The organism is Spirosoma migulaei (assembly GCF_054776855.1).
This window is the reverse complement of the sequence record NZ_BAAHBG010000013.1, coordinates 142437-162502: the sequence shown is the minus strand read 5'-3', so window position 1 is coordinate 162502 and position 20066 is coordinate 142437. Positions and strand designations below refer to the sequence as shown.

General features: G+C 47.5%; 21 protein-coding genes. 8 read left to right on the top strand and 13 right to left on the bottom strand.

Features of this window, described 5'->3' with window-relative positions; translation table 11 throughout:
- Positions 1–206: 206 nt before the first annotated feature.
- Both ACYVGO_RS16375 and ACYVGO_RS16370 read left to right on the top strand, forming a co-directional pair.
- Entirely contained in the window at positions 207–746 is a 540-nt protein-coding gene (locus ACYVGO_RS16375; protein ID WP_142772294.1) for a GrpB family protein, read from the top strand.
- A gap of 130 nt (positions 747–876) precedes the next feature.
- Positions 877–1431: a hypothetical protein gene (locus ACYVGO_RS16370; RefSeq protein ID WP_460970199.1), complete on the top strand. Its 555-nt coding sequence runs from the start codon at positions 877–879 to the stop codon at positions 1429–1431.
- A gap of 112 nt (positions 1432–1543) precedes the next feature.
- Here ACYVGO_RS16370 and ACYVGO_RS16365 read toward each other — a convergent pair whose 3' ends face one another.
- On the bottom strand, positions 1544–2719 hold the full coding sequence (locus tag ACYVGO_RS16365; RefSeq protein ID WP_460970198.1) for an NAD(P)-binding domain-containing protein: 1176 nt from the start codon (positions 2717–2719) through the stop codon (positions 1544–1546).
- Between the two features lie 255 nt (positions 2720–2974).
- Between ACYVGO_RS16365 and ACYVGO_RS16360 the strand changes: the two genes are divergently transcribed.
- Complete coding sequence (locus ACYVGO_RS16360; RefSeq protein WP_460970197.1) at positions 2975–3730, top strand: hypothetical protein; 756 nt, start codon at positions 2975–2977, stop codon at positions 3728–3730.
- 246 nt (positions 3731–3976) lie between these two features.
- Here ACYVGO_RS16360 and ACYVGO_RS16355 read toward each other — a convergent pair whose 3' ends face one another.
- Positions 3977–4720 (bottom strand): EcsC family protein, encoded by a 744-nt coding sequence (locus ACYVGO_RS16355; protein ID WP_142772291.1) that lies wholly within the window; start codon positions 4718–4720, stop codon positions 3977–3979.
- A gap of 107 nt (positions 4721–4827) precedes the next feature.
- Here ACYVGO_RS16355 and ACYVGO_RS16350 point away from each other — a divergent pair, with 107 nt between their 5' ends.
- A complete protein-coding gene (locus ACYVGO_RS16350) occupies positions 4828–5547 on the top strand; it encodes a murein L,D-transpeptidase catalytic domain family protein (protein ID WP_142772290.1) in 720 nt (239 codons plus the stop codon).
- Here the strand turns inward: ACYVGO_RS16350 and ACYVGO_RS16345 are convergent.
- The 4 genes from ACYVGO_RS16345 to ACYVGO_RS16330 form a co-directional block, all read right to left on the bottom strand.
- The gene (locus ACYVGO_RS16345; protein WP_460970196.1) at positions 5517–6740 is read right to left on the bottom strand and encodes a L,D-transpeptidase family protein; all 1224 of its coding nucleotides are present in this window, start codon (positions 6738–6740) and stop codon (positions 5517–5519) included. The two genes, ACYVGO_RS16350 and ACYVGO_RS16345, sit on opposite strands and share 31 nt — an antisense overlap.
- A 112-nt stretch (positions 6741–6852) precedes the next feature.
- Entirely contained in the window at positions 6853–7098 is a 246-nt protein-coding gene (locus ACYVGO_RS16340) for a hypothetical protein (protein ID WP_142772288.1), read from the bottom strand.
- Positions 7099–7174: 76 nt separating this feature from the next.
- Positions 7175–7768 (bottom strand): fasciclin domain-containing protein, encoded by a 594-nt coding sequence (locus tag ACYVGO_RS16335; RefSeq protein WP_460970195.1) that lies wholly within the window; start codon positions 7766–7768, stop codon positions 7175–7177.
- Between the two features lie 216 nt (positions 7769–7984).
- Positions 7985–10384 (bottom strand): gliding motility-associated C-terminal domain-containing protein, encoded by a 2400-nt coding sequence (locus tag ACYVGO_RS16330; RefSeq protein ID WP_460970194.1) that lies wholly within the window; start codon positions 10382–10384, stop codon positions 7985–7987.
- Positions 10385–10811: 427 nt separating this feature from the next.
- On the opposite strand from ACYVGO_RS16330, the gene ACYVGO_RS16325 reads away from it, so the two are divergent.
- Complete coding sequence (locus ACYVGO_RS16325; RefSeq protein WP_460970193.1) at positions 10812–11603, top strand: DUF1801 domain-containing protein; 792 nt, start codon at positions 10812–10814, stop codon at positions 11601–11603.
- 18 nt (positions 11604–11621) lie between these two features.
- Positions 11622–12041 (top strand): DUF1801 domain-containing protein, encoded by a 420-nt coding sequence (locus ACYVGO_RS16320; protein ID WP_460970192.1) that lies wholly within the window; start codon positions 11622–11624, stop codon positions 12039–12041.
- A gap of 97 nt (positions 12042–12138) precedes the next feature.
- On the opposite strand, the gene ACYVGO_RS16315 is transcribed toward ACYVGO_RS16320, so the two are convergent.
- From ACYVGO_RS16315 to ACYVGO_RS16305, 3 genes are all read right to left on the bottom strand, one after another.
- Complete coding sequence (locus ACYVGO_RS16315; RefSeq protein ID WP_460970191.1) at positions 12139–13413, bottom strand: RNA polymerase sigma factor; 1275 nt, start codon at positions 13411–13413, stop codon at positions 12139–12141.
- A 21-nt stretch (positions 13414–13434) separates the two neighbouring features.
- Positions 13435–13842 carry a DUF1761 domain-containing protein gene (locus ACYVGO_RS16310; protein WP_142772283.1) on the bottom strand — a complete coding sequence of 136 codons (408 nt, stop codon included), beginning with the start codon at positions 13840–13842 and terminating at the stop codon, positions 13435–13437.
- Positions 13843–13929: 87 nt separating this feature from the next.
- Positions 13930–14283: a YciI family protein gene (locus ACYVGO_RS16305; protein WP_460970190.1), complete on the bottom strand. Its 354-nt coding sequence runs from the start codon at positions 14281–14283 to the stop codon at positions 13930–13932.
- Positions 14284–14492: 209 nt separating this feature from the next.
- Here ACYVGO_RS16305 and ACYVGO_RS16300 point away from each other — a divergent pair, with 209 nt between their 5' ends.
- Positions 14493–14960 carry an FKBP-type peptidyl-prolyl cis-trans isomerase gene (locus ACYVGO_RS16300; RefSeq protein WP_142772281.1) on the top strand — a complete coding sequence of 156 codons (468 nt, stop codon included), beginning with the start codon at positions 14493–14495 and terminating at the stop codon, positions 14958–14960.
- 123 nt (positions 14961–15083) lie between these two features.
- Positions 15084–16034, top strand: coding sequence for an L-threonylcarbamoyladenylate synthase (locus ACYVGO_RS16295; RefSeq protein WP_460970189.1), 951 nt, complete (start codon positions 15084–15086; stop codon positions 16032–16034).
- A 13-nt stretch (positions 16035–16047) separates the two neighbouring features.
- Here the strand turns inward: ACYVGO_RS16295 and ACYVGO_RS16290 are convergent, their stop codons facing one another.
- From ACYVGO_RS16290 to ACYVGO_RS16275, 4 genes are all read right to left on the bottom strand, one after another.
- A complete protein-coding gene (locus tag ACYVGO_RS16290; RefSeq protein ID WP_460970188.1) occupies positions 16048–17121 on the bottom strand; it encodes a phosphotransferase family protein in 1074 nt (357 codons plus the stop codon).
- Between the two features lie 67 nt (positions 17122–17188).
- On the bottom strand, positions 17189–17917 hold the full coding sequence (locus tag ACYVGO_RS16285) for a porin family protein (RefSeq protein ID WP_460970187.1): 729 nt from the start codon (positions 17915–17917) through the stop codon (positions 17189–17191).
- Positions 17918–18093: 176 nt separating this feature from the next.
- Positions 18094–18723 carry a response regulator gene (locus ACYVGO_RS16280; RefSeq protein WP_460970186.1) on the bottom strand — a complete coding sequence of 210 codons (630 nt, stop codon included), beginning with the start codon at positions 18721–18723 and terminating at the stop codon, positions 18094–18096.
- 72 nt (positions 18724–18795) lie between these two features.
- Positions 18796–20058 (bottom strand): acyl-CoA dehydrogenase family protein, encoded by a 1263-nt coding sequence (locus ACYVGO_RS16275; protein WP_460970185.1) that lies wholly within the window; start codon positions 20056–20058, stop codon positions 18796–18798.
- Positions 20059–20066: the final 8 nt, after the last annotated feature.

Genomic DNA, 20066 nt, shown 5'->3' with positions numbered 1-20066 from the left:
TCGCTCCGCGTGGGGTTATTTTCGGGTGTTCAGTCGAGTTACGTCCTCACCAGCACCTGGCAACACGATGTATATCGTGTTGCTTTGGCTACTTAGTCTATTACAATGAAAACAAACGCTAGTCCCTCATTTGACGGGGCCCAGAACAATGTGCTGGCTTATGCCTATTGAAGCAAGTTGGCGGGTACTGCAATTTAAACTAAACCATGTTGATTCAAGACTATACAGCGGATTGGCTAACAGATTTCAATGAATTAAAAAAAGTACTCCATGAGGCTTTATTTGATCTAACCGTTTCCATAGAACACGTAGGTAGTACCTCAATTCCCGAATTAGCCGCAAAACCAATTATTGATATCGATCTAGTTTTTAGCAGCAGGCTAGAATTTCATGAACTAACCAAAAGATTAAGAAAAATTGGCTACTATCATAATGGAAATCAAGGCATTCCTAATCGGGAAGTGTTTAAGCGAGACACAATTACTGCAAAACATCCCGTATTAGATTTCATCAGCCATCACCTATACGCTTGCCCAACAGATAGTGAAGAATTACAAAAACATATTTTATTTAGAGATTATCTTAGTAGAAATAAAGAAGCGAGGATTTACTATCAAACGTTGAAATATGAAATTGCCGACGAAGCGAAACAAGACCGAAAGAAATATGCGCAATTGAAAGAACGTAAAGCCAGCGATTTCATCAACCACATTATTGAAATTGCCAAAAATACGAACGCTACCTAGTGCATTGGCAATAGAATTGAGTAACGAATTGCAAACGAGATATATCCAGAGCGGTTTTTTATAAACAAACCAACATATATCATCGATTCTTATAGTTGCGCAAAGCCACAACCGTTAAATTCGTTCAATCATGGATGTTCGACTTGCCCTTTTGGCCGTGTGCCTTTGTTTCAGTCAATGCCGCCAGCAGGGAAATGCCCCTACTCCCACTGAGTTGACAATTAAATTTGTTGACGAATTAAGGCCACAACTCGTAGGAACCTGGGAGATTCGGCAAGCTCAGGTCAGTCATAAGAATCTGGTTCCGGTCTACTATTCAACGGGGATCACAAAAGACACACTCCTTCAGGATGTAGCAACACTTAACCTGTGGCCTTCATCGGAAAAACAGATTGATGGCCGCATTCTTGAACTAGAAGGCACCCTACAGTTTCGAGCCACGGAGTACCCAATCAAAGCTAAACTGTGGCCGCGTCAAAACGACCCCAAGTCAAAAGGAACACTATTTTTAAACTTTGCCTATAAAGAATCCGGCGTTACCCTGATACCTCAGGAGGTGGATTATCTGCAAAGTATTGGCCTGATCGGTGATAATTTCTCCGTTGAAACTGTTTTGGGTGAACCCACAATGACGTGGCGAGGCTTAAATCGCGCTATTATATCTGCAAGTTTTTACAGGAAGTGATGCTTTGGCCAACTAGAACTAACCACTAAGCCTTGACTTATGGGATCGTGGTACCCAGAGTGGCTTATAGTGTGCTTCCCAGATTACACGTACCTAATTAAAGAATGGGCACTCAGGCTTTCGCGCTGGGTAGCTGACGTTTTTCAATTGATACAAGGGCCTGGCCAATCAGTTGTGCAGCCGTGCGTACAGCTACCGTAAAGCCAAAGAAAGGTCCGAACGATTGACCAGCCGGAAAGCTACTAAAATACAGGCCTGAGATGCTGCTTTGGAAATTCAGGTCGAGTAAGGGGAATCCGTTCCGGGTAACCAATACATCCTGGAGCGATGCCGACAAAAAAGGCAACCGCGCCACATTGACCTGATAACCAGTCGCCAGTATGACTTCATCGACGTCAATCTGCTCTCCGGAACTCAACGTTATTCGTAGCGAATGGTCAGGTTGCAGAATGGCTGATACAACCTCCGTGCGCGGATGCAACGTTATGCCAGGCAGGCAAACACGCTTTTCGAGCCAGGGCTCTACTTTTAGCCGTCCTTCGGCCCAAAGCTTGTACCGATATTGATCCTGCTCCTCAGCCGATAACTCACGAAACCAGCCCGGTTGGTCAACCATGTGTTCGACCAGGGTTTCAACCCACGACCAATCCGCTTCCTCAAAACGGGGTGTATCATGGCGGTAACTGATGTGAGTATGCGAAGCACCCGCTTCCTGTAACAAAGCCGCCGACTCAAACGCGCTTTGTCGTCCACCAATCAGCAAAACCCGCTTACCCTTATACACATCCATGTCAACGGCATCGCAGCTATGCTGGTAACGCCCCGCTGGTAATAGCGTCACCAGAGTAGCGGGAGAATGAGCAAAATATTGAAAGCCAGTGGCGATCACCGCCTGCTTCGCCCGAACGGTATTGCCGTTATCCAGTTTGGCCACAAACCCGTGTTCATCCTGGCTTAACAGACAAACATAGCTTGGTGTCACGGAAATGCCGGCTTGCTGTCTGAACCAATCCATGTAGGCAATATATTGTTCCCTGGAAATGGGATCTGTCGACAATCGGGAAGGGTAATGACTAGTCAGAAAAAGGTCGATAGTCCAGTGGTGATCTGGGTCGAGGTACCAATTGACATTGGACCGGAGCAACATGCCCGTTGGCATATGCTGCTTCCAGAATTCCATTGGTTTACCCACGATTTGGTAATCGTGCCGACGCTTCTGAAAATAAGCAGCCAGCCCAAGACCAAAAGGACCTGCACCAACAATGAGCGTATCGGTTGACTGATTCATAAGAATGGTTTAAGGCTTTAGGCAATCTGTGTTAAAATTAATAAATAGCAGGAGTCATGTGGGCTATCTACAAAAAGACACTGCGGAACCAAACGATTAAAGAAATTGCGGAGTCAGAAATAAAATTCACCAACACGATCCAGACACATGGATACTCAAGGGTCACTGTCAAGACGAGCTGTCGTTAAAAGCTCAATTTTCGGATTTCTAACAGCTTCCATCCCGAGCATAGGTTTTTCAAAAGGGGTGGTCGATTTGGATTCAGAAAAAATCATTGCTGAGGAGCCTTTACGTCGGTATCCTGCCATTGAAGATGATGTTGTTGCCGAAGTAGTGGGAGCTTCTCATTTCAACCTTGACCGGGTGAAAGTGCTCGTAAACCAACGCCCTGAACTGGCAAGGGCAACGTGGGATTGGGCTTTCGGTGACTGGGAAACAGCCATTGGAGCCGCATCGCACGTAGGGAGAAGAGATATTGTCGAATTTCTACTGAGTAAAGGGGCGCGCCCAGATCTATTCACCTATGCTATGCTGGGAAGCTATGACACAGTAAAAGCGATGGTAGAAGCCACGCCCGGCGTCCAGCGTATTACTGGTCCACATGGCATTAGCTTGTTACAACACGCAAAAAATGGTCTCCGAGCCGATGGACTTACGAATGAGCAAAAAAATACTAGCAGCAAGCTAATTGACTACCTGGAGGGGCTTGGGAACGCCGGGTACCAGGAAGTAGATATTCCAATGGAGGCCGTCGAGAAAGAAAAATATCTGGGCGATTATAAGTACGGGGAAGGCTCATCAGATGGATTTAGTATCAAAATGAATCTGCGAAAATTACTATCATTGGGGAAGTTAGGGAAATCGGGCGGTGCTTTGTATCAGAAATCCAGAAACGTATTTACGTACAATGGAACCCCGTCTGTCACGATAACTTTTGATATCGTGGATAGTAACGTACGTTCATTAACCATTCAGGAGCCAACCCTTACACTAACAGCCAGGAAAGTTTGACCCGTACCAACAAACTCAGCTTACACGAACTAACCATCAACCTGTACGCAACTCGAGAACAGCTTACTTTTTATACAAGGCAGTCGTCGTACTATGCTTACGGCTAGCGCTCGTCCTTTTTATACAAGGCAGTCGTCGTACTATGCTTACGGCTAGCGCTCGTCTAATTTAGATTCTAGTTTGGCAAAGCACAGGTGGGAGTCTGTTCGTGTATCATGTCAATAAGTAACTCACACCTGCCAGACACTACTGGTTTGCCAATAAGGCAGGATTTTCGGCGAGTAGTCGCATCCGGTAGGCATTCATAGCAGTGCGGCCAAGCTGATTTACAAGTCGGTAGTTGACCACAACGCCAACAGCAGCGCCAATACCCGGAATCAATTGCGCCATTTTGGCCAGATCAATGTAATCGCGGTACTCCTGTTGAAACGTCAGCCAGTCGAACTGGTTGATGTCTTCAGGCAGTTGGCGGCTATGTTCCGGCCAATTGGCAATGTAATCGTAAATTATCTTTCGGCGCTCCTGGCTCGAAAAGGCCAACTGGAAAATATAAAGGATATAGACCCGTTCGCGGTAATCGCTCACCGAGAACCCATACAGACCGGCAATTTCGAATAGCATTTTCATCTTCAAACTAAGCAGTATCGGGAAATCGGCCATGCTGAGCCAAAACCCACCTGCCCCCGTAACACCTCCTTCGGCAGCGCTCGTTTTCCGGTAGAAATCAATACGTCTGGCTACAGCGGCATCACGCTGAGTCAGCGTTTGGCCTACTACGGGTGTACGGGTAAGAAATTCCGCCCCAAATAAAACAGCTCGCGTCATTTGCTTGATTGTGGCCGTAATAACGGTATGTACACGATCGGGAATGATCCGATTAATCCGGTGCTGAAGCGATGTTGAGAGCCGTCCGAAGGCGGATGGCGGCTTTTGCATAGCCTGTTGCCAGCGAACCAGTTCGTTGCGGACAGCTTGTTCGTAAGCGGTCATAAGGTGATTATTTTAGAGAAAAGTTGTATCTTCATCGAATTAAAACAGGTATGAGACTGTTATCATTCTACATCCTCATAAACCCATAAACACGCCTATTTGTCGGTATGAAGAATGTTCTTTTGCTTCTGGTTGGTTTAGTAGTTATTTATTTTGCCAGCACCGGATCCAAATCTTCCCGTAACGTTGTTATAGCAGCCCCAACCGCGGCCCCAAAAACGGTTAAATCTGTTGGTCGCCTTGCTGTTTATGATGAGCTTAACTTAAGCCAGACTGGTTTGCAGCGAACTGTTTTCGAATATGCCCTGCGCGGCTGGCAGAAAATAGATTCTGCCAAGTCTATGCTTACCATTGTTGACCTGAGCCAGCCATCAACCCATAAACGGCTATACGTTGTTGATTTGTTCAATAAAAAGCTGGTTTTTAACACCTATGTTGCACACGGGCGTAACTCTGGTGATTTAACTGCCAATCAATTTTCGAACACCCAATCGTCGTTCCAGAGCAGCTTAGGCTTTTACCAGACGCTCAATACCTACATGGGTAAGCATGGCCTTTCGTTGCAGTTGAAAGGCCTGGAAAAAGGCTTTAACGACAATGTCTATAATCGGAACATTGTGCTACATGGTGCCGATTACGTTTGCGAAGATATCATTCGCAAAACGGGCCGACTTGGTCGTAGCCAGGGATGCCCAGCCGTCCCTTATGCCGAATCCAAAGGCATCATTCAGGCTGTTAAAGGCGGTACATGCCTGTTTGTCTACGCGCCCAATCCCGATTACCTGAAGCAATCGGCTTATTTATCCAGCCCATACACATCCTTGTAAAATCGAAGCTTCCCTGTTGCGTCCACATCGGCAATGTTGTAGGTGATGAAGACCGGAAACGGCTTTGGGATAGGTAGTGTCCGGGGTTTCTGATCAATCAAACATTTATCCAGAAACGCTTTATCGAACGTTTGGGCGTCCAGAACCAGGTTAGCTAATTCGACCGGCTTCTGTACCCGTACGCATCCATGACTGCGCCAGCGATCGCTGGTGAGCTTGAACAAGTCCCGACTATTGGTATCGTGCAGATAAATGGCCAACGGATTTGCCAAGTTGAATTTTAGCAAGCCCAGTGAATTCTCACAGCCCGACGCCTGACGAACCCGATACGGGAAATTAGTTGTCGATAAACCATCCCAGTCAATTTCCTCAGGGTCAACTTCCTGATCTCTCTCATCCAGTATCTGGAGATTTTGATTGTAGATAAAGGCAATATTCCGCTTCATTCGAGGCAGCATTTCGTCCAGAGCGATATTGCGGGGCACATTCCAATAGGGATAGGCCACAATATCCTGAATATACGTTGTCATGCAGGGGGTTCGCTTATCGGGTTTACCAGCAATAACCTGCATAGGAAGTAGCCGCTTACCCGTTCGGTCAAAGACATTTAACTCACCGGCGGGAATATTGACAACAACAAACTTATCGGCATCGAAGCGATTGACATACCGATAGAAGTTCAATGTTTGCCGAATCACCCGCAATGAATCGGCCATGGCCGGATTTGATTTAGCTAGTTTACGAAGCCGACTATAATGGCCCACCAATTGGTTATAGGGCCCAAACGGAGCAAGTTTTGCCAGTGATTCGGGCTGGCTGGCCCCATCCGCATTTTTGGCCCAACTTGAGTCTACGGCCTCCTTTAATCCACTAAATTCCAGTCGGGAAGGCTTTTTACCGTAGCGAATTTCCAGCAGCAAATCGGCCTGTTTTGCCTCTATTTCGGTGACCTGGTTTACCGATTTAACCCCAAATCGAGTTGTATCGACCCCAACCGAATCGGCATACCGGCATAGTTCATGCAGGGCGAGTAAAGCTTCTTTCGTCTCCTCTTCCGATCGTTTACGCGCCTGTTCAACCTGCGTCCGCTCCTGCTTTACCGACTTTTGTTTAAAAAACCATTTACCTACAAAGAACAGGATGACCAGACCCGCTACCACTGCAATGCCAATTCCAATCCTTCGTTTATCCATTCGTATCGTTGAGTATTACTATGTATAAAACGAAGCAGACTCGCCATTGTTTTTGGCAGACTATTCAGGCAACAAAAAGGGCAACTCTGTTACGGGTTGCCCTTTTTGTTGGTTAGCTATAGGCTGGCTTGTCAATATCCGGTTTGGGATTGGGATTTCGGTTTGGGTGTGTCACGCGCACATTGGCTGCTAACTTATCGCCATCCATGTAGTCTTCTTCCAACGCGTCTGGTTCCAACTCCTCGGCATCAATCTGACTGCCAGGCCCACTGGTCCCTTCAACTGACTGATTAGCAAGACCTGCGGGCGAAATAGCCTGCTTAGCCCGGATGATATCTTCTTTCTCCTGATTTTCCATAACGCTTTCCGTGTCAAGTGTCTATCGAACCTTTAGTCTATCAAACCAGTAAACTAACGTATTGTTTGCAAACAACTTATTTCCCACCTGCTGTTGGCATCAGCACCGAATCAATCGAATACACCATCCCATTGGTTGCTTCGGCATCCGACTGATCAACGGTTGCGGTGTTGCCCGCTCCGTCCGTAATAGTCAGCGAATCGCCCTGTTTACCAACGGTTAGTGTTCCGCCCGTCACCGTTTTTAGTTTCTGTCCGTCCTGAAGCTGGTCGGCAGTGTATTTACCCTTCACAACGTGATAGGCCAGCAGTTTCATCAATTTTGCTTTCGCTTCTGGCTTCAATAAATCGTCCATTGTTCCAGCGGGAAGTTTATCAAATGCTTCATTTGTGGGCGCAAACACCGTATAAGGGCCTTTGCCACCAGCTTGTTCCGTTAGGCCAGATGCGCGCAGAGCTCTGAATAAGACCGTGTGATTGGCAGATTTGGCCGCACTGATAGCCAGGTCTTTACCCGTTGTCGTATGACTTACTTTGGGCATAGAGTTTGCATCTGAGGTAGTGGTAGTGGTTTGTCCTGCCGAATTCTGAGTTTGCGCACTAACAGACGCAAACAGGCCGGGGAGTAGCATAGATGCCATTGCCCAGCTCAAAAAGAGTTTCCTGTTCATGTTAATTGAGTATAGTTAGAAAATGAAACCTACGACTCATCGCACCGACAAGCCCGAAGCAACCCGCTCCGATTTATTGAGTAAACGGTAGGCTAGCACTTGTAAATTGCCCAAAGGCTTAGAATTTGAGCGAAAGGGACAAAAAGGATTGCGGTTTCATAGGCCATATCCTGGAGATATGGCCTATGAAACCGCAAGCCTTACTTAACTAGTATACTAATGAATAACGGTTAACTGCCCCCGATACGTGGTATCTAGCGGGCCGGTTCCCGTACGGATTTGGTAGGTATAGACCCCCGCCTGAACGGGTTCCTGCTGGTAAGTACCATCCCAGGGCTGGGTATATCCGCGTGAGAAGAAAATCAGTTGGCCCCAGCGATTGTAGATGGAGACTTCACTTTGTGGAAACGAGCTGATGTTTGGAATCACCCATACATCATTCTGCCCATCCGCATTAGGCGAGAAGGCTGATGGGAAATAAAGTAATGTGGCTACGTCAACCAGAATGGACAATTTATCCGTACAACCAGCCTCGCTCATGGCCGTCACCTCATACAAGGTCGTTTCAGATGGGCTGGCAATTGGGCTACTTACATCCGGCTGGCTTAAATAGGTAGCTGGACTCCACTGGTATCGACTGATGGGCTGGTCAGATCGGGTCAGGAGTTGAACACTCTGCCCTTTTGCTAAAATATACGTAGTCTGACCGGTTAAATTAACACTGGGCAACACCTCAACCCAACGATTCTGCTCGGCCAGGCATCCTTTGTCTGATGTAATGGTATAGGTCAGCTCATGACGCCCAACACCTGCTTTCATTGGATCGAAGCGGCTCCCCTGAACGCCCTGCCCTGTATAGGTTCCGCCAGTAGGTTGGCCCGTCAAGGCAACGGTAGCGTTACTGTCAAGGCAAACGGATGCTATAGAATCAAATTGAATGACTGGACGGGCATACTGGGTGAGTGTAACAGGAAGCGATGTAGCGGTACAACCGGTTGGTGCGCTAACCGTAACCTGATAGTTTCCAGCCTGTTTTACCACGAGCTGACTTGTTGTATCGGTAAGTTTATTGCCATTTTGTTGCCACTGGTACTGATAACCAGTCGTATTCCCAGCCATAAGTTGAATGGTGCCATCAGTGCAAAACGTCAACGACGACGGCTTGATCTGAGCCGTAGGGCGTGGCTCAATGGTAACCTTTACACTATCTTTTCCTTCACAACCCATATCAGCGATTCTGGCAAATACGCCGTAATTGCCAGCCTGATATATCTGTAGCGTCGCCTGCTGGCCCGCAACATCTTTCCCATTATACTGCCATCGGTATTTATAACCTGGTTGCCCATCGGCCTTTAGCACAAGTGTATCCCCTGCACAGTAAGGCTTTGGCGTTGTTAACGATACCTTGACCGAAGGAGCAGTTGTAAACGTAACCTTAACTGCCTGCGAGGTGGTGTCATTCGCGCACGCTTTCGCCTGGCTTTTTACGACGGAATAAACCCCTGGTGTTCGTACCTGTAGAGTATCGCTGGTAGAACCGCGGAGACTTGTACCGTCTTTCTGCCACTGATAGGCCCAGTCTGAATTTTTCTCGACAGATAGCACCAACGGCTGACTACCGCACCAGGAAAGATCGGTCGCTACTTTTCCACTGGTCATCACAACGGCTGGAGGGGGCGTATTTTTTGAGCAATCCACAACAGGTAGTTGAAAATCCCGTCGTACAACGCCAATACGCTCACCGTTCCTGAACTCCTCACATTGCACCGTAAATAAATAGAGTCCCTGGGCAGAGGCCTTAACACTTAACTTCCCCGTATTTTGATCAATACTTAGCGGTGGACTTCCCGGAATAATATTGGCTAAGCTGTACCCTGGCCCCCAATTAATGGTTGGGTAACTATTTCTGGGCGTTTCATCCGTATAACCAGGCGCTAACCTGGTTGTGTATCCATTCAGGGGTGTTACAAGCGAGTAGCGCAGTTGATCTCCATCTGCGTCAGTTGCTCCTGCATCGAAGGTGAAGGGTTTATTGATACAGATATAATCCCCATTAGGCACTCGGAATTCAGGGGCAGAATTAGTAACGTTTATGCCCTTTTTCAACATGGGCGGAAACTCCAGATAAAATGTCATGGCTACCCCATCTACAGCAGCCGTGTTCACATTCGTGAGGGCATCGTTTCGGCAACACCGCTCCCAAACGATGTAGTAGCCACCTGGATCGGTATATAAATTGGGATCGAACTGATGGTTATCGTAATAACGGGCTTGCGTAAAGCTTAATTGCCGAAGGCTGGCACAGGCAACATTATTGAACGTGAGCGGTAGAGTTTCTTTAATGTAAAGGGTAAGTCGTTCAATCAAGACAGGGTTCTGCTTCCGGTAAATCCGTAAGATCACAAAGGCATCCCGATTCCCGGAAACCGTTTTATTTTCATCTAAATACTGATTTAGCTGGATTCGAAATAAACCAGGCTTTGTGCCAACGGCACGCATACTCATGTCGCCCCCGATAATGTGGTCTGCCTGAGCGCCTACCGACAACAGCCAGGCAATGATCAGCAACAGACCTGTTCTACCTCCTCGAACCATTCCTCCACTCGCGACTTGCATAATACCCGTACCTGCTTTTTGGATTCAATAAGCCATCCTCAAAAACTTGCAATGAATATACTCACACTTCCGGAATAGGCCTATAAACAGTCCACTTTCTATTATTGAGTGGTCTTGTGGCACAAGGTGATCAGGCTATTTGGTAAGCCACAGGACTGTTTACTTAGAAAAAAAACCTTTTGCAATCAGGTATGGAATCAATAGCCAGAGAAGGCCTTTGACAAGAAAGAAGAGAAAACCCAGCCAGCCAACTCGCTTGAGCCAAAATTTGAACCGCTCATTCATATAGCAAAGATAAGGATTTTCATTTGTGAGTCTTTCGGTTGATCCCTACAGCCCGGAAATGTAAAAAGGCCAGGCAAGGGAATAGAATTTGGGTAGAGATCGGCAAAAAACTACCTTTTACTACGTCAAAAGCATAGTGACTATGACAACCAATATGACCGATATTGATGCGTATATCGCAAGCTTTCCACTCCGCACGCAAGACCTATTGAACCAACTGCGGTTAACCCTGAACCAGGCAGCTCCAGACGCAGAAGAAACCATCAACTATGGCATGCCGACGTTAACCTTAAATGGTAATCTGGTTCATTTTGCCGCCTTTAAACAGCATATAGGATTCTATCCGGCACCAACAGGCATCGAAGCCTTCAAGAGTGAACTCGCTGGTTATAAAGGAGCCAAAGGGTCAATTCAATTTCCAATCGATAAACCGCTCCCTCTTGACCTTATTGCCAAAATTACCAGATTCAGGGTGACAGAAAATCTGGAACGGGCAGCACGTAAAGCCATACAGAAAAGCTCAGCAAAGCCCAAAAAACGCTCCGACCAGGAACAGGTAACCGAGCATATTCAACAACTCGATCCTGAAATTGGCCAGCTTGTTGAAGCACTTAGGCAAGTCATTCTAAGCACCGACCCCGAAATTGGTGAACGGATTAAATGGAATAACCCAAGCTATTATTATACAGGGGACATGAAGCCATTTGACCCCAAAGAATATAAACGGGAACTGGTGGTGTTCAACCTGCACAAAGGACGAGTGATGCTGGTTTTTCCCAGTGGAGCCAACGTAAACGACTCAACCGGGCTTCTTGAAGGAGATTATAAAGACGGTAGACGAACAGTAATTTTTAAGGACATGGATGACATTCGTTCAAAAGAAACCCAATTGCAACATGTCATAAAGGAGTGGCTGAAACTCGTAGAAAGGTAAATCAACAACTACTGGACGATGGCAAAAAATAAAACGACCGAAACAGAAAACAGCGTAACTGACTTTATCAATTCGATTGCCGATGAAGGGAAACGGAAAGACTGTTTTAGTATTATTGACCTCATAAAACAGCAAACGGGACTTGACCCAAAAATGTGGGGACCTAGTATCGTTGGTTTTGGGAGTTACCATTATATCTATGCCAGTGGACACGAAGGGGATGCGCCACTCATAGGCTTTTCGCCTAGAAAAGATGCAATTACATTTTACCTTTCGGCCTATTTTACGGAAAGAGAAGAGTTACTGGAAAAACTGGGGAAACACAAAACCGGGAAAGGCTGCGTATACGTTAAAAAACTCGAAGACATTGATCTGGATGTCCTTAAAGAGCTGATTGACCGGTCTACAAGTCATATACGAACCACTTATTCAGCTTGACATAAGTCTGCTCTAGTGCTTTAGTCAGATAGATTTTTTTGATTCTATGCCCCCTGTTGTCTCTGACGATCAAATGCTTATTTAAAATACAAGTGAACTAGTCCGCTTGCAGTCGGCTTAGTTTTCGTTCGATCAGTGCCTTTTCAGCTATGGATGTCGTTAGCTGAATAGCCCGCTGGTAATGAGTCCGGGCTGGTTCCGGCTGTCCATTCTGCTCGTACAAATCTCCCAGAATAGTGTGGTAATGATGCATGGAGTCCAGGCCCGATAGTGTCACTACCTCATCAATAGCTACTCCTGGCCCCTTCACGTTTGCGACCGCTACAGCACGATGCAGCGCAACAACGGGCGACGGTTTTCGCATCATCAGCATATCATAATAGAGCAGTATTGTGGGCCAATCAGTTGTTTCATAGGACGAAGCGATACAATGTTGCATGGCAATACCGGCTTCAAGATGATACTCACCTGGCGCTGGCCCTTCGGCCGAACGATTCAGATACAAATGACCGCGCCGAATTAAATCCTGGTTCCAGCGGCTTCGATCCTGATCGGCCAGTAAGATAATGCCACCCGCATCATCAGTACGGGCATTGAACCGGGCAGATTGAAAACACATCAGTGCCAGCAAGGCATCAACGGCGGGTTGCTGGGTCTGTGGCGTTTGGGTGAGCAACAGGCCTAATCGCATGGCTTCCTGGCACAGATCCTGGCGAATCAACTGGTCGGGATGCGATGAATTGTAGCCTTCATTGAATAGGAGATAGATGCTTTTCAGAATCGAGTCCAGGCGGGGTGCCAATTGTTGCCCCATTGGCACTTCGAGCCGGATCTCCTCCTGCCGAATTTTCTCTTTCGCGCGGTAGATGCGTTTTGCGATGGTCTCGTCGGTGGTCAAAAATGCCCCGGCAATCTCCCGAACACTCAGCCCACAAAGAATTTTCAGGCACATAGCCATTTGTGACTCAATGCCAATAGCTGGATGACATATGGCAAACAGCATCCGTAACTGGCTATCGGTAATTTCGTCGTCGAAGAAATAAACGTTGCCCATTATTTCGGTGGCTTCCTGTTGGTGCAGGTACTCGACTTCCGGACTAATCTGCCGCAATCGGGTTTCACGCCGAACTACATCTAATGCGTTGTTTTTTGCCACCCGGTAGAGCCAGGCGCTGGGATTATCAGGAATTCCCTGAAAGCGCCAGCTTTGCAAGGCTTTTACCATGGTATCCTGCACAATATCCTCAGCCAGATCGAGCCGGTCAAAACCAAGCATACAGGTTAACACGGAGGCTATTCGTCCTGCTTCATGCCGAAACAGATGGGCAACTAGTTGGTTGGAGTCAGTTAATGAAGAAGGGATATCAGGCATTAGGGTCTCTCAGCTCATAGTTTAGCGCCAGGCTCCCAAAATTAACCCCATAACCACAAAACTAACTGTTACGTATCCCCCATGAATGAGCATATATCGAGTGGTTTTCCGTTCAAACTGCCCAATAACAAATAAAGACATGGTTACCCAGCCAAAGCCCGCTAAAAAACCAGCCATTGCCCCCCAACTTGTTGTGGTCTTACTGTCATTTAAAAACATGGCCAGATTGAAAGCCATCACCAATGAAAAAAGGAACGTTAGACTAAACAATTTCAGCATGTTACTCTGCCTCAGTTCGTGTTCAGAAAACTTATTTTCAGCCATCCAGGGTTTACCAAATAAAAAGGCAGAATACCATAGGCCACCAATTAAAAAATTAGCCAGTGTAGCCACTAAAATAGCTGGCCAGTTAAGGGTTGAAATATCCATAAAAATTTGCGTCAGGAACGATACAAGTTTACGTTTTATATGTACTGAGAGTCCCCCCTTTTTTGAAAAAAAGAGGGGACCCAGGCCTTACTCGAAGTTAATGATTGGCCGAACTTCTACAGTCCCATCGGTCTCGAACATAGGGCATCCATGAGCCAGCTCAACAGCTTCATCTAAGGAAGCCGCGGTTAAAATCAGGTAACCGCCTACAATTTCTTTCCCTTCGGTAAATGGGCCATCCGTAATAACCTGCCCGGCCTTGGTCATTTGTTTGCCAACAGGCGCCAGTGCATCTGTACCGATCAGTTTGCCCTGAGCTGCTATTCCTCCTATCCAGTTGTTCCATTTTTGAATCTCGGCCTGCATGGCATCAGGCGACATTTCGGCGAAGGCGGTTTCCTGAGAATAAGGCGAATGGAATACAAGCATAAATTTGTCCATTGTAGTTGATTGGTTATACTGGTTATGAATTTGTTTTCGTCACTTAGACGAACGACAATGCTTAAATCGGACAACGATTGAAAAAAAAACATTAATTAATCAAACTTATCAGGGCTAAGAGACCTTATGAATTAAATCTAAAACTCAAGAACCATTGCAACTTCGCTGGATATCGGTAAGGGATCGACACAGCGCAAAAGAAAACCGGTATGAATATTACAAAAAACAAAGTAGCCGCCATCCATTATACCCTGCGGGATAGCAGTGGTAACGTGCTGGATTCCAGCCAGGGTAGCGATCCGTTATATTATCTGCATGGGGCTAACAACCTTATTCCGGGTATGGAAGAAGGTCTGGAAGGCCGCGTAAAAGGTGATCATCTCCAGTTAGATGTAACACCGGAAAAAGGATACGGTAAGCGCGATCCGCAACTGGTAGAAGCTGTACCTCGCCGGGCATTTGGCGGACAGGAGCTTGAAGTAGGAATGCAATTTGAAACCAACGAAGGTCAGGTTGTTACCATAACCGAGGTTGGACCCGATACAGTAACCGTTGACGCCAACCATCCGCTGGCTGATCAGAATCTGTATTTCGATGTTGAAGTGCTGGACGTTCGGGATGCCACCGCCGACGAGCTGGCTCATGGCCACGTTCACGGCCCCGGAGGGCATCATTAAAAAAAGGAGAAAGGAGGAGGGGGACGAAAGGAAGGAAGGGATTCATGCGTCAGCAACCCTTCCTCCCTTTCGTCCCCCTCCTCCTTTCTATCCCCTTTTCCCCTATCTTTGCGCCACGAAGTCATGGCACAGATTGGTACGGATACACGGGCAGCAAAGGCATTTTTAGAAGTGGGAAATGTGGTGGGGATCCCTACCGAAACCGTTTATGGACTAGCAGGTAATGCATTCAACCCAGATGCGGTTCTAGCAATTTTTCGGGTAAAAAACCGGCCCTCTTTCGATCCGCTGATTATACACACGGACTCACTCGATAAACTCGATCAGTTCGTAACTAACATTCCTGAGCCAGCCCGTAAACTGGCAGAAGCGTACTGGCCCGGTCCACTGACACTGCTCCTCCCTAAGCGCGACCTGATTCCTGACCTGGTTACAGCAGGTTTACCCAACGTTGCGGTTCGTATCCCGAATCACCCCCTTACGCTGGCTCTGCTACGTTCGCTCGATTTCCCACTGGCGGCTCCGAGTGCCAATCCATTTGGGTATATCAGTCCAACCACGGCGCAACATGTTGCCGATCAACTGGGCGATCAGATTCCCTACATTCTGGATGGTGGCCCGGCAGGCGTCGGTATTGAATCGACGATTGTTGGCTTTGAAAACAACAAAGCCACTGTTTTTCGACTTGGGGGAATGGCTTTGGATCAGATTGAGAAAATAATTGGCTCCGTTTCCGTGCAAACGCATTCGACCTCAAATCCGAAGGCTCCGGGCATGTTGAGCAGCCACTATGCTCCCCGAAAACCGCTTATTCTCGTATCACCCGGCGAAACTCCACAACCTAGCGAACGGGCCGGGGCATTGGTTTTTCGCGAAGCCTTTGGCGGCTTTCTCCCTGAAAATCAGCGTATCCTCTCCCCCACTGGAGACCTCAACGAAGCAGCCAAAAATCTCTTTGCTCATCTGCGTGCCCTGGACGCGTTACCCATCGACGTTATTTATGCTGAGCCCTTACCCAACGAAGGGCTAGGCTGGGCCATGAACGACCGCCTTCGCCGGGCGAGTGTGCAGTAAGGGTCAAATTCTCCTACACTTCCCCACTCCCAATAGATCCTACGGCCTTACTAGCCAGTTCCATAATCATTGGCAACAAATGACCGAAGCGGTCATCCTGGCTATGCCCCTGTTTCCAACGAGCGTAGATTTGCTGCGCAATCACGGCGTTTTTGTATAGCCCAAATACATAGTAGAACAGAATTTCGGTCAGGTCACGACCACTTTGGGCAGCGTAGCGGGCTACAACTTCCTGCCGGGTCAGATTCCCCGGAAGCCACGTTAGGTTGAAGTTTCTATAAGCTGGACTATCGTTCGCTTCTGACCAATAGGCTAAGGTGGCACCTAAATCCATAAGTGGATCGCCAACAGTCGCCATTTCCCAATCCAGCACGCCTTTGATCAGGGGAATCGGATCGCCTGTAGATTCATCGGCAGCCAGCAGCACATTGTCGAATTTGTAATCATTGTGCAGAAAAGCGGGAGCCTGTTCAGCAGGATAGTTCTGTTGCAGCCAGTTGCCAACCTGATCCATTGCGGGAATTGAGTCGGTTTCGGCATTTCGGTACCGTTTGCTCCACCCCTCCACCTGGCGCTGTACGTACCCTTCGGGTTTACCTAACTGACTTAGGCCCGTTGACTGAATATCCAGGTTATGAATAGCTACCAGATTATCAACTAAAGCCTCTGATAACTGCCGCATGCGCTCCGGATCAAGGGTAAGCGTTGGCGCCATCGACGCCCGTAGTATCACGCCCACCACGCGTGTCATAATATAGAATGGCACGCCCAGCACATCCGCCGATTCGCAGTAAACGATTGGATCCGGGATTTTATCGTAATGCCCTTTCAGCAACGACAATACCCGAAATTCCCGGCCCATATCGTGCCCCCCTTTGATGTTGGCCCCAGCGGGCGGTCGGCGGAGGACATATTCCTGCCGTTCCGTTTTGAGCCAATAGGTCAAATTGGAGAACCCTCCCGAAAACTGCCTGATTTCCAGCACTAGTCCTACTTCTGGTGCCTGTTCATGCAGGTATTCGTTTAAGCGATTTATAGCCAATTCTTCGCCCTGACGAACTGAGCGGGGCATATCGGGACCAAGCATGTTCTGCAGGGTGTATGGTGTATGATATAGGTTCGCGAAAATACATACATCATACACCTTTCCCCCCCTATTTCTTTTTAAATTTATCCACGATTTTAGCGAGTGGATAGCCTACATTTAGGCTAATAGCCCGGTTGTAGGCTTTGTCATCATCCGGACCAGATGGTCCCGATTCAATATTCGTTAGCCCCAATTCATAGCCCAGTCGTATACGCAGGCTGTTAGGAAACTGATAGCCTGCCGTCAGGGCTAAACCTGCATCGAATCGCTTAAAACCACCATTGCCACCAAAGGCTGGGAAACTAGATGTCTGCCCATTGAAGGTAGATTTAAAATTACCCGAAAGTCCATAAGCGAAATAAGGACCTAAGCCACCAAACAATTCGCCCTTATTATCAGGCAAATAGTGTCGATACAGCGCATAAACAGGGATTTCAAGGTAAAGCAAATGTGTCACATCTGTACCAAAAGAGTCACTCACCTTATTGCCTTTCCGAATTAATTGTACCCCAGGCATAAGGGCGAAATGCTCATTATTGAAGAATGTCGTAGGCCTCGGTGGGGCATAAGCTGATCCAAGTGATAAGTGGTTACCGGTGCTGGCCAGTAAACTAGCGGATGGCAGTTGGCGATCGTGTTGTCCCACTGGGCTACTTGGCCCACTATACCCTTTATCACCATACATATAAAACATAGCGATATTAAAGCCTAATTCATCACCATCCGCATCATTACCGCCGGTGTAGGAAGGGCCTTTAAACTGATTTTTAACCAGATCAGCAGAGGCCTCTGTCATAAGAAAACGACAGGATTGATACGACAATGCAATTGCTGACAGAACTAATGAGCGAAAAAATGTAGTTGCGTTCATGGGCATATGTGGCAAAAGAAAAGTGAGATAAGTACCCAAATTTCCCTTCCAACACGCAGCCATTCAATAGTTAGTGCTAACCATTTTAACCAGTATCGTACTCAAACCAAGCCCTGTTCTTTGGCAAAATTGAGTAAACCAATTGGCGTATCGATGCCCAGCTTGCGGGCTATATTTCGGCGATGCGAATTCACGGTAAATTCACTAATGAACAATCGCTCGCCAATTTGCCGGGTCGAAAAGCCCTGTACAATGAGCCGTATAATTTCGACTTCCCGTTTCGTAATCTGGTACTTGATCGTGAAATCGTCAATTAATAACTCGGGAGTAGACGAAGCCACCACTTCATCTGGAAACCAGGTTGCGCCAGCACCCACGGCTATAATCGCTTCTTTCAGAACACTGGAACTGCTGGTTTTTAACAGATAACCATCGGCCCCCAGCGATTTGATTTCTTTTATCAACTTGGGCTGGTCGTAGCTGGTAAAGATGATAACTTTTAGATGAGGCTGCCTTTCTTTCAGGATCGTCAGAGTCGAGATACCATCCAGATGCGGCATGTTCAAATCGAGTAGCACCATATCGACTGGTTGTTTTAGCAGGCGATCCATTAATTGGCGACCATTGGTGACAGAATCCAATAATACCACATCGTCCATTTCCTCAATCACCGCCCTTACTCCGTCAATTAATAATGGGTGATCGTCCGCTATGATTAGTCGTATGGGCATACTATTTCTGCTTAGTAAACAATTGACCTGGTGTGTATGAACTACGTTAGCACTATGTGGCGAACCCGCGGTTTATAGTTGTTCAGCCGTCATTAGCTGGCGAAACTGACGCAATTCTTTCGCTTTCTGTTTGATATCCAGGCCATATTTTTTCAGGATATTGATAGCCAGATTTTGCTTATGTACTTCATCGGCTCCGTCCCAGATGCGTGCACCCCGCTCATGCCGATACATAGCCGACAGCACGGTATCGTCTGTAACGCCCAATGCACCATGTACCTGAATAGCCCGGTCAAGCACTCGTAGAAACGCGTTGGCAACATAAAACTTAATAGCTGAAACAGCGTCGCGAACATTGCTCACACCAACCGTATCAATCATGTGAGCTGTATTAAGAACATATAGTCGGCTAGCGTCAATTTCAGCGCGGCTTTCGGCAATGAAATCCTGAATAAACTGTTTCTCGCCCAGCATCACACCGTCTTCAATTTCCCGGGTAGCTGCCCGTTTACACAGGAGATCCAGTGCTTTTTCGGCATTACCAATCCAGCGCATGCAATGGTGAACGCGCCCCGGTCCAAGCCGCTCCTGCGCCAGCCGGAAACCCATTCCTTCACCTGCAATCACGTTCGATACCGGCACCCGACAGTCAGTATAACTCACTTCGGCATGACTGAACCAGCCTTCACCAGCTTCCCCAAACACGGGAATATTTCGTTCGATGGTAAAGCCGGGCGTATCAGTCGGAACAATGATCATACTGGCTCGTTGGTGGGGCGCTGCATCCGGATTGGTAACTGCCATCACCACAGCAAAGGCAGCTCCATCGGCCGACGAGGTGAACCATTTACGGCCGTTGATCACGTATTCATCCCCGCTTCGAACGGCCATCGTTGCCATTCGGGTAGGGTTTGAACCGGCGAAATCGGGTTCGGTCATTGAAAAACAGGAACGAATTTCACCTGCCATCAGGGGCTTCAAATAGCGTTCTTTCAACTCGTCGGATGCGAATCGGTGAAGCAGCTCGGTATTTCCGATATCGGGAGCCTGACATCCAAATACATAATGCCCAAAAAACGGTGCATGGGCCAGCGCTTCACTGATCTGTCCGAATTCACAAAGAGTCAATGCATGCCCGCCATCTTCTTTTGACAGATGAAGCCCCCAAAGACCAGCGGCTTTAACCTGTTCCCGTTTCTGATCGAGAATAGGGATCAGTTCAGCTAGTTTGTTGTGCGAGAAGCCAGCTTCAAGCGGAATCAATTCCGTTTCGACAAATTCGCGAACCTGTGCCAGCAAGGGTCTGACGCGATCGGTAGTGAAAATCGTATCCATATCAGCAA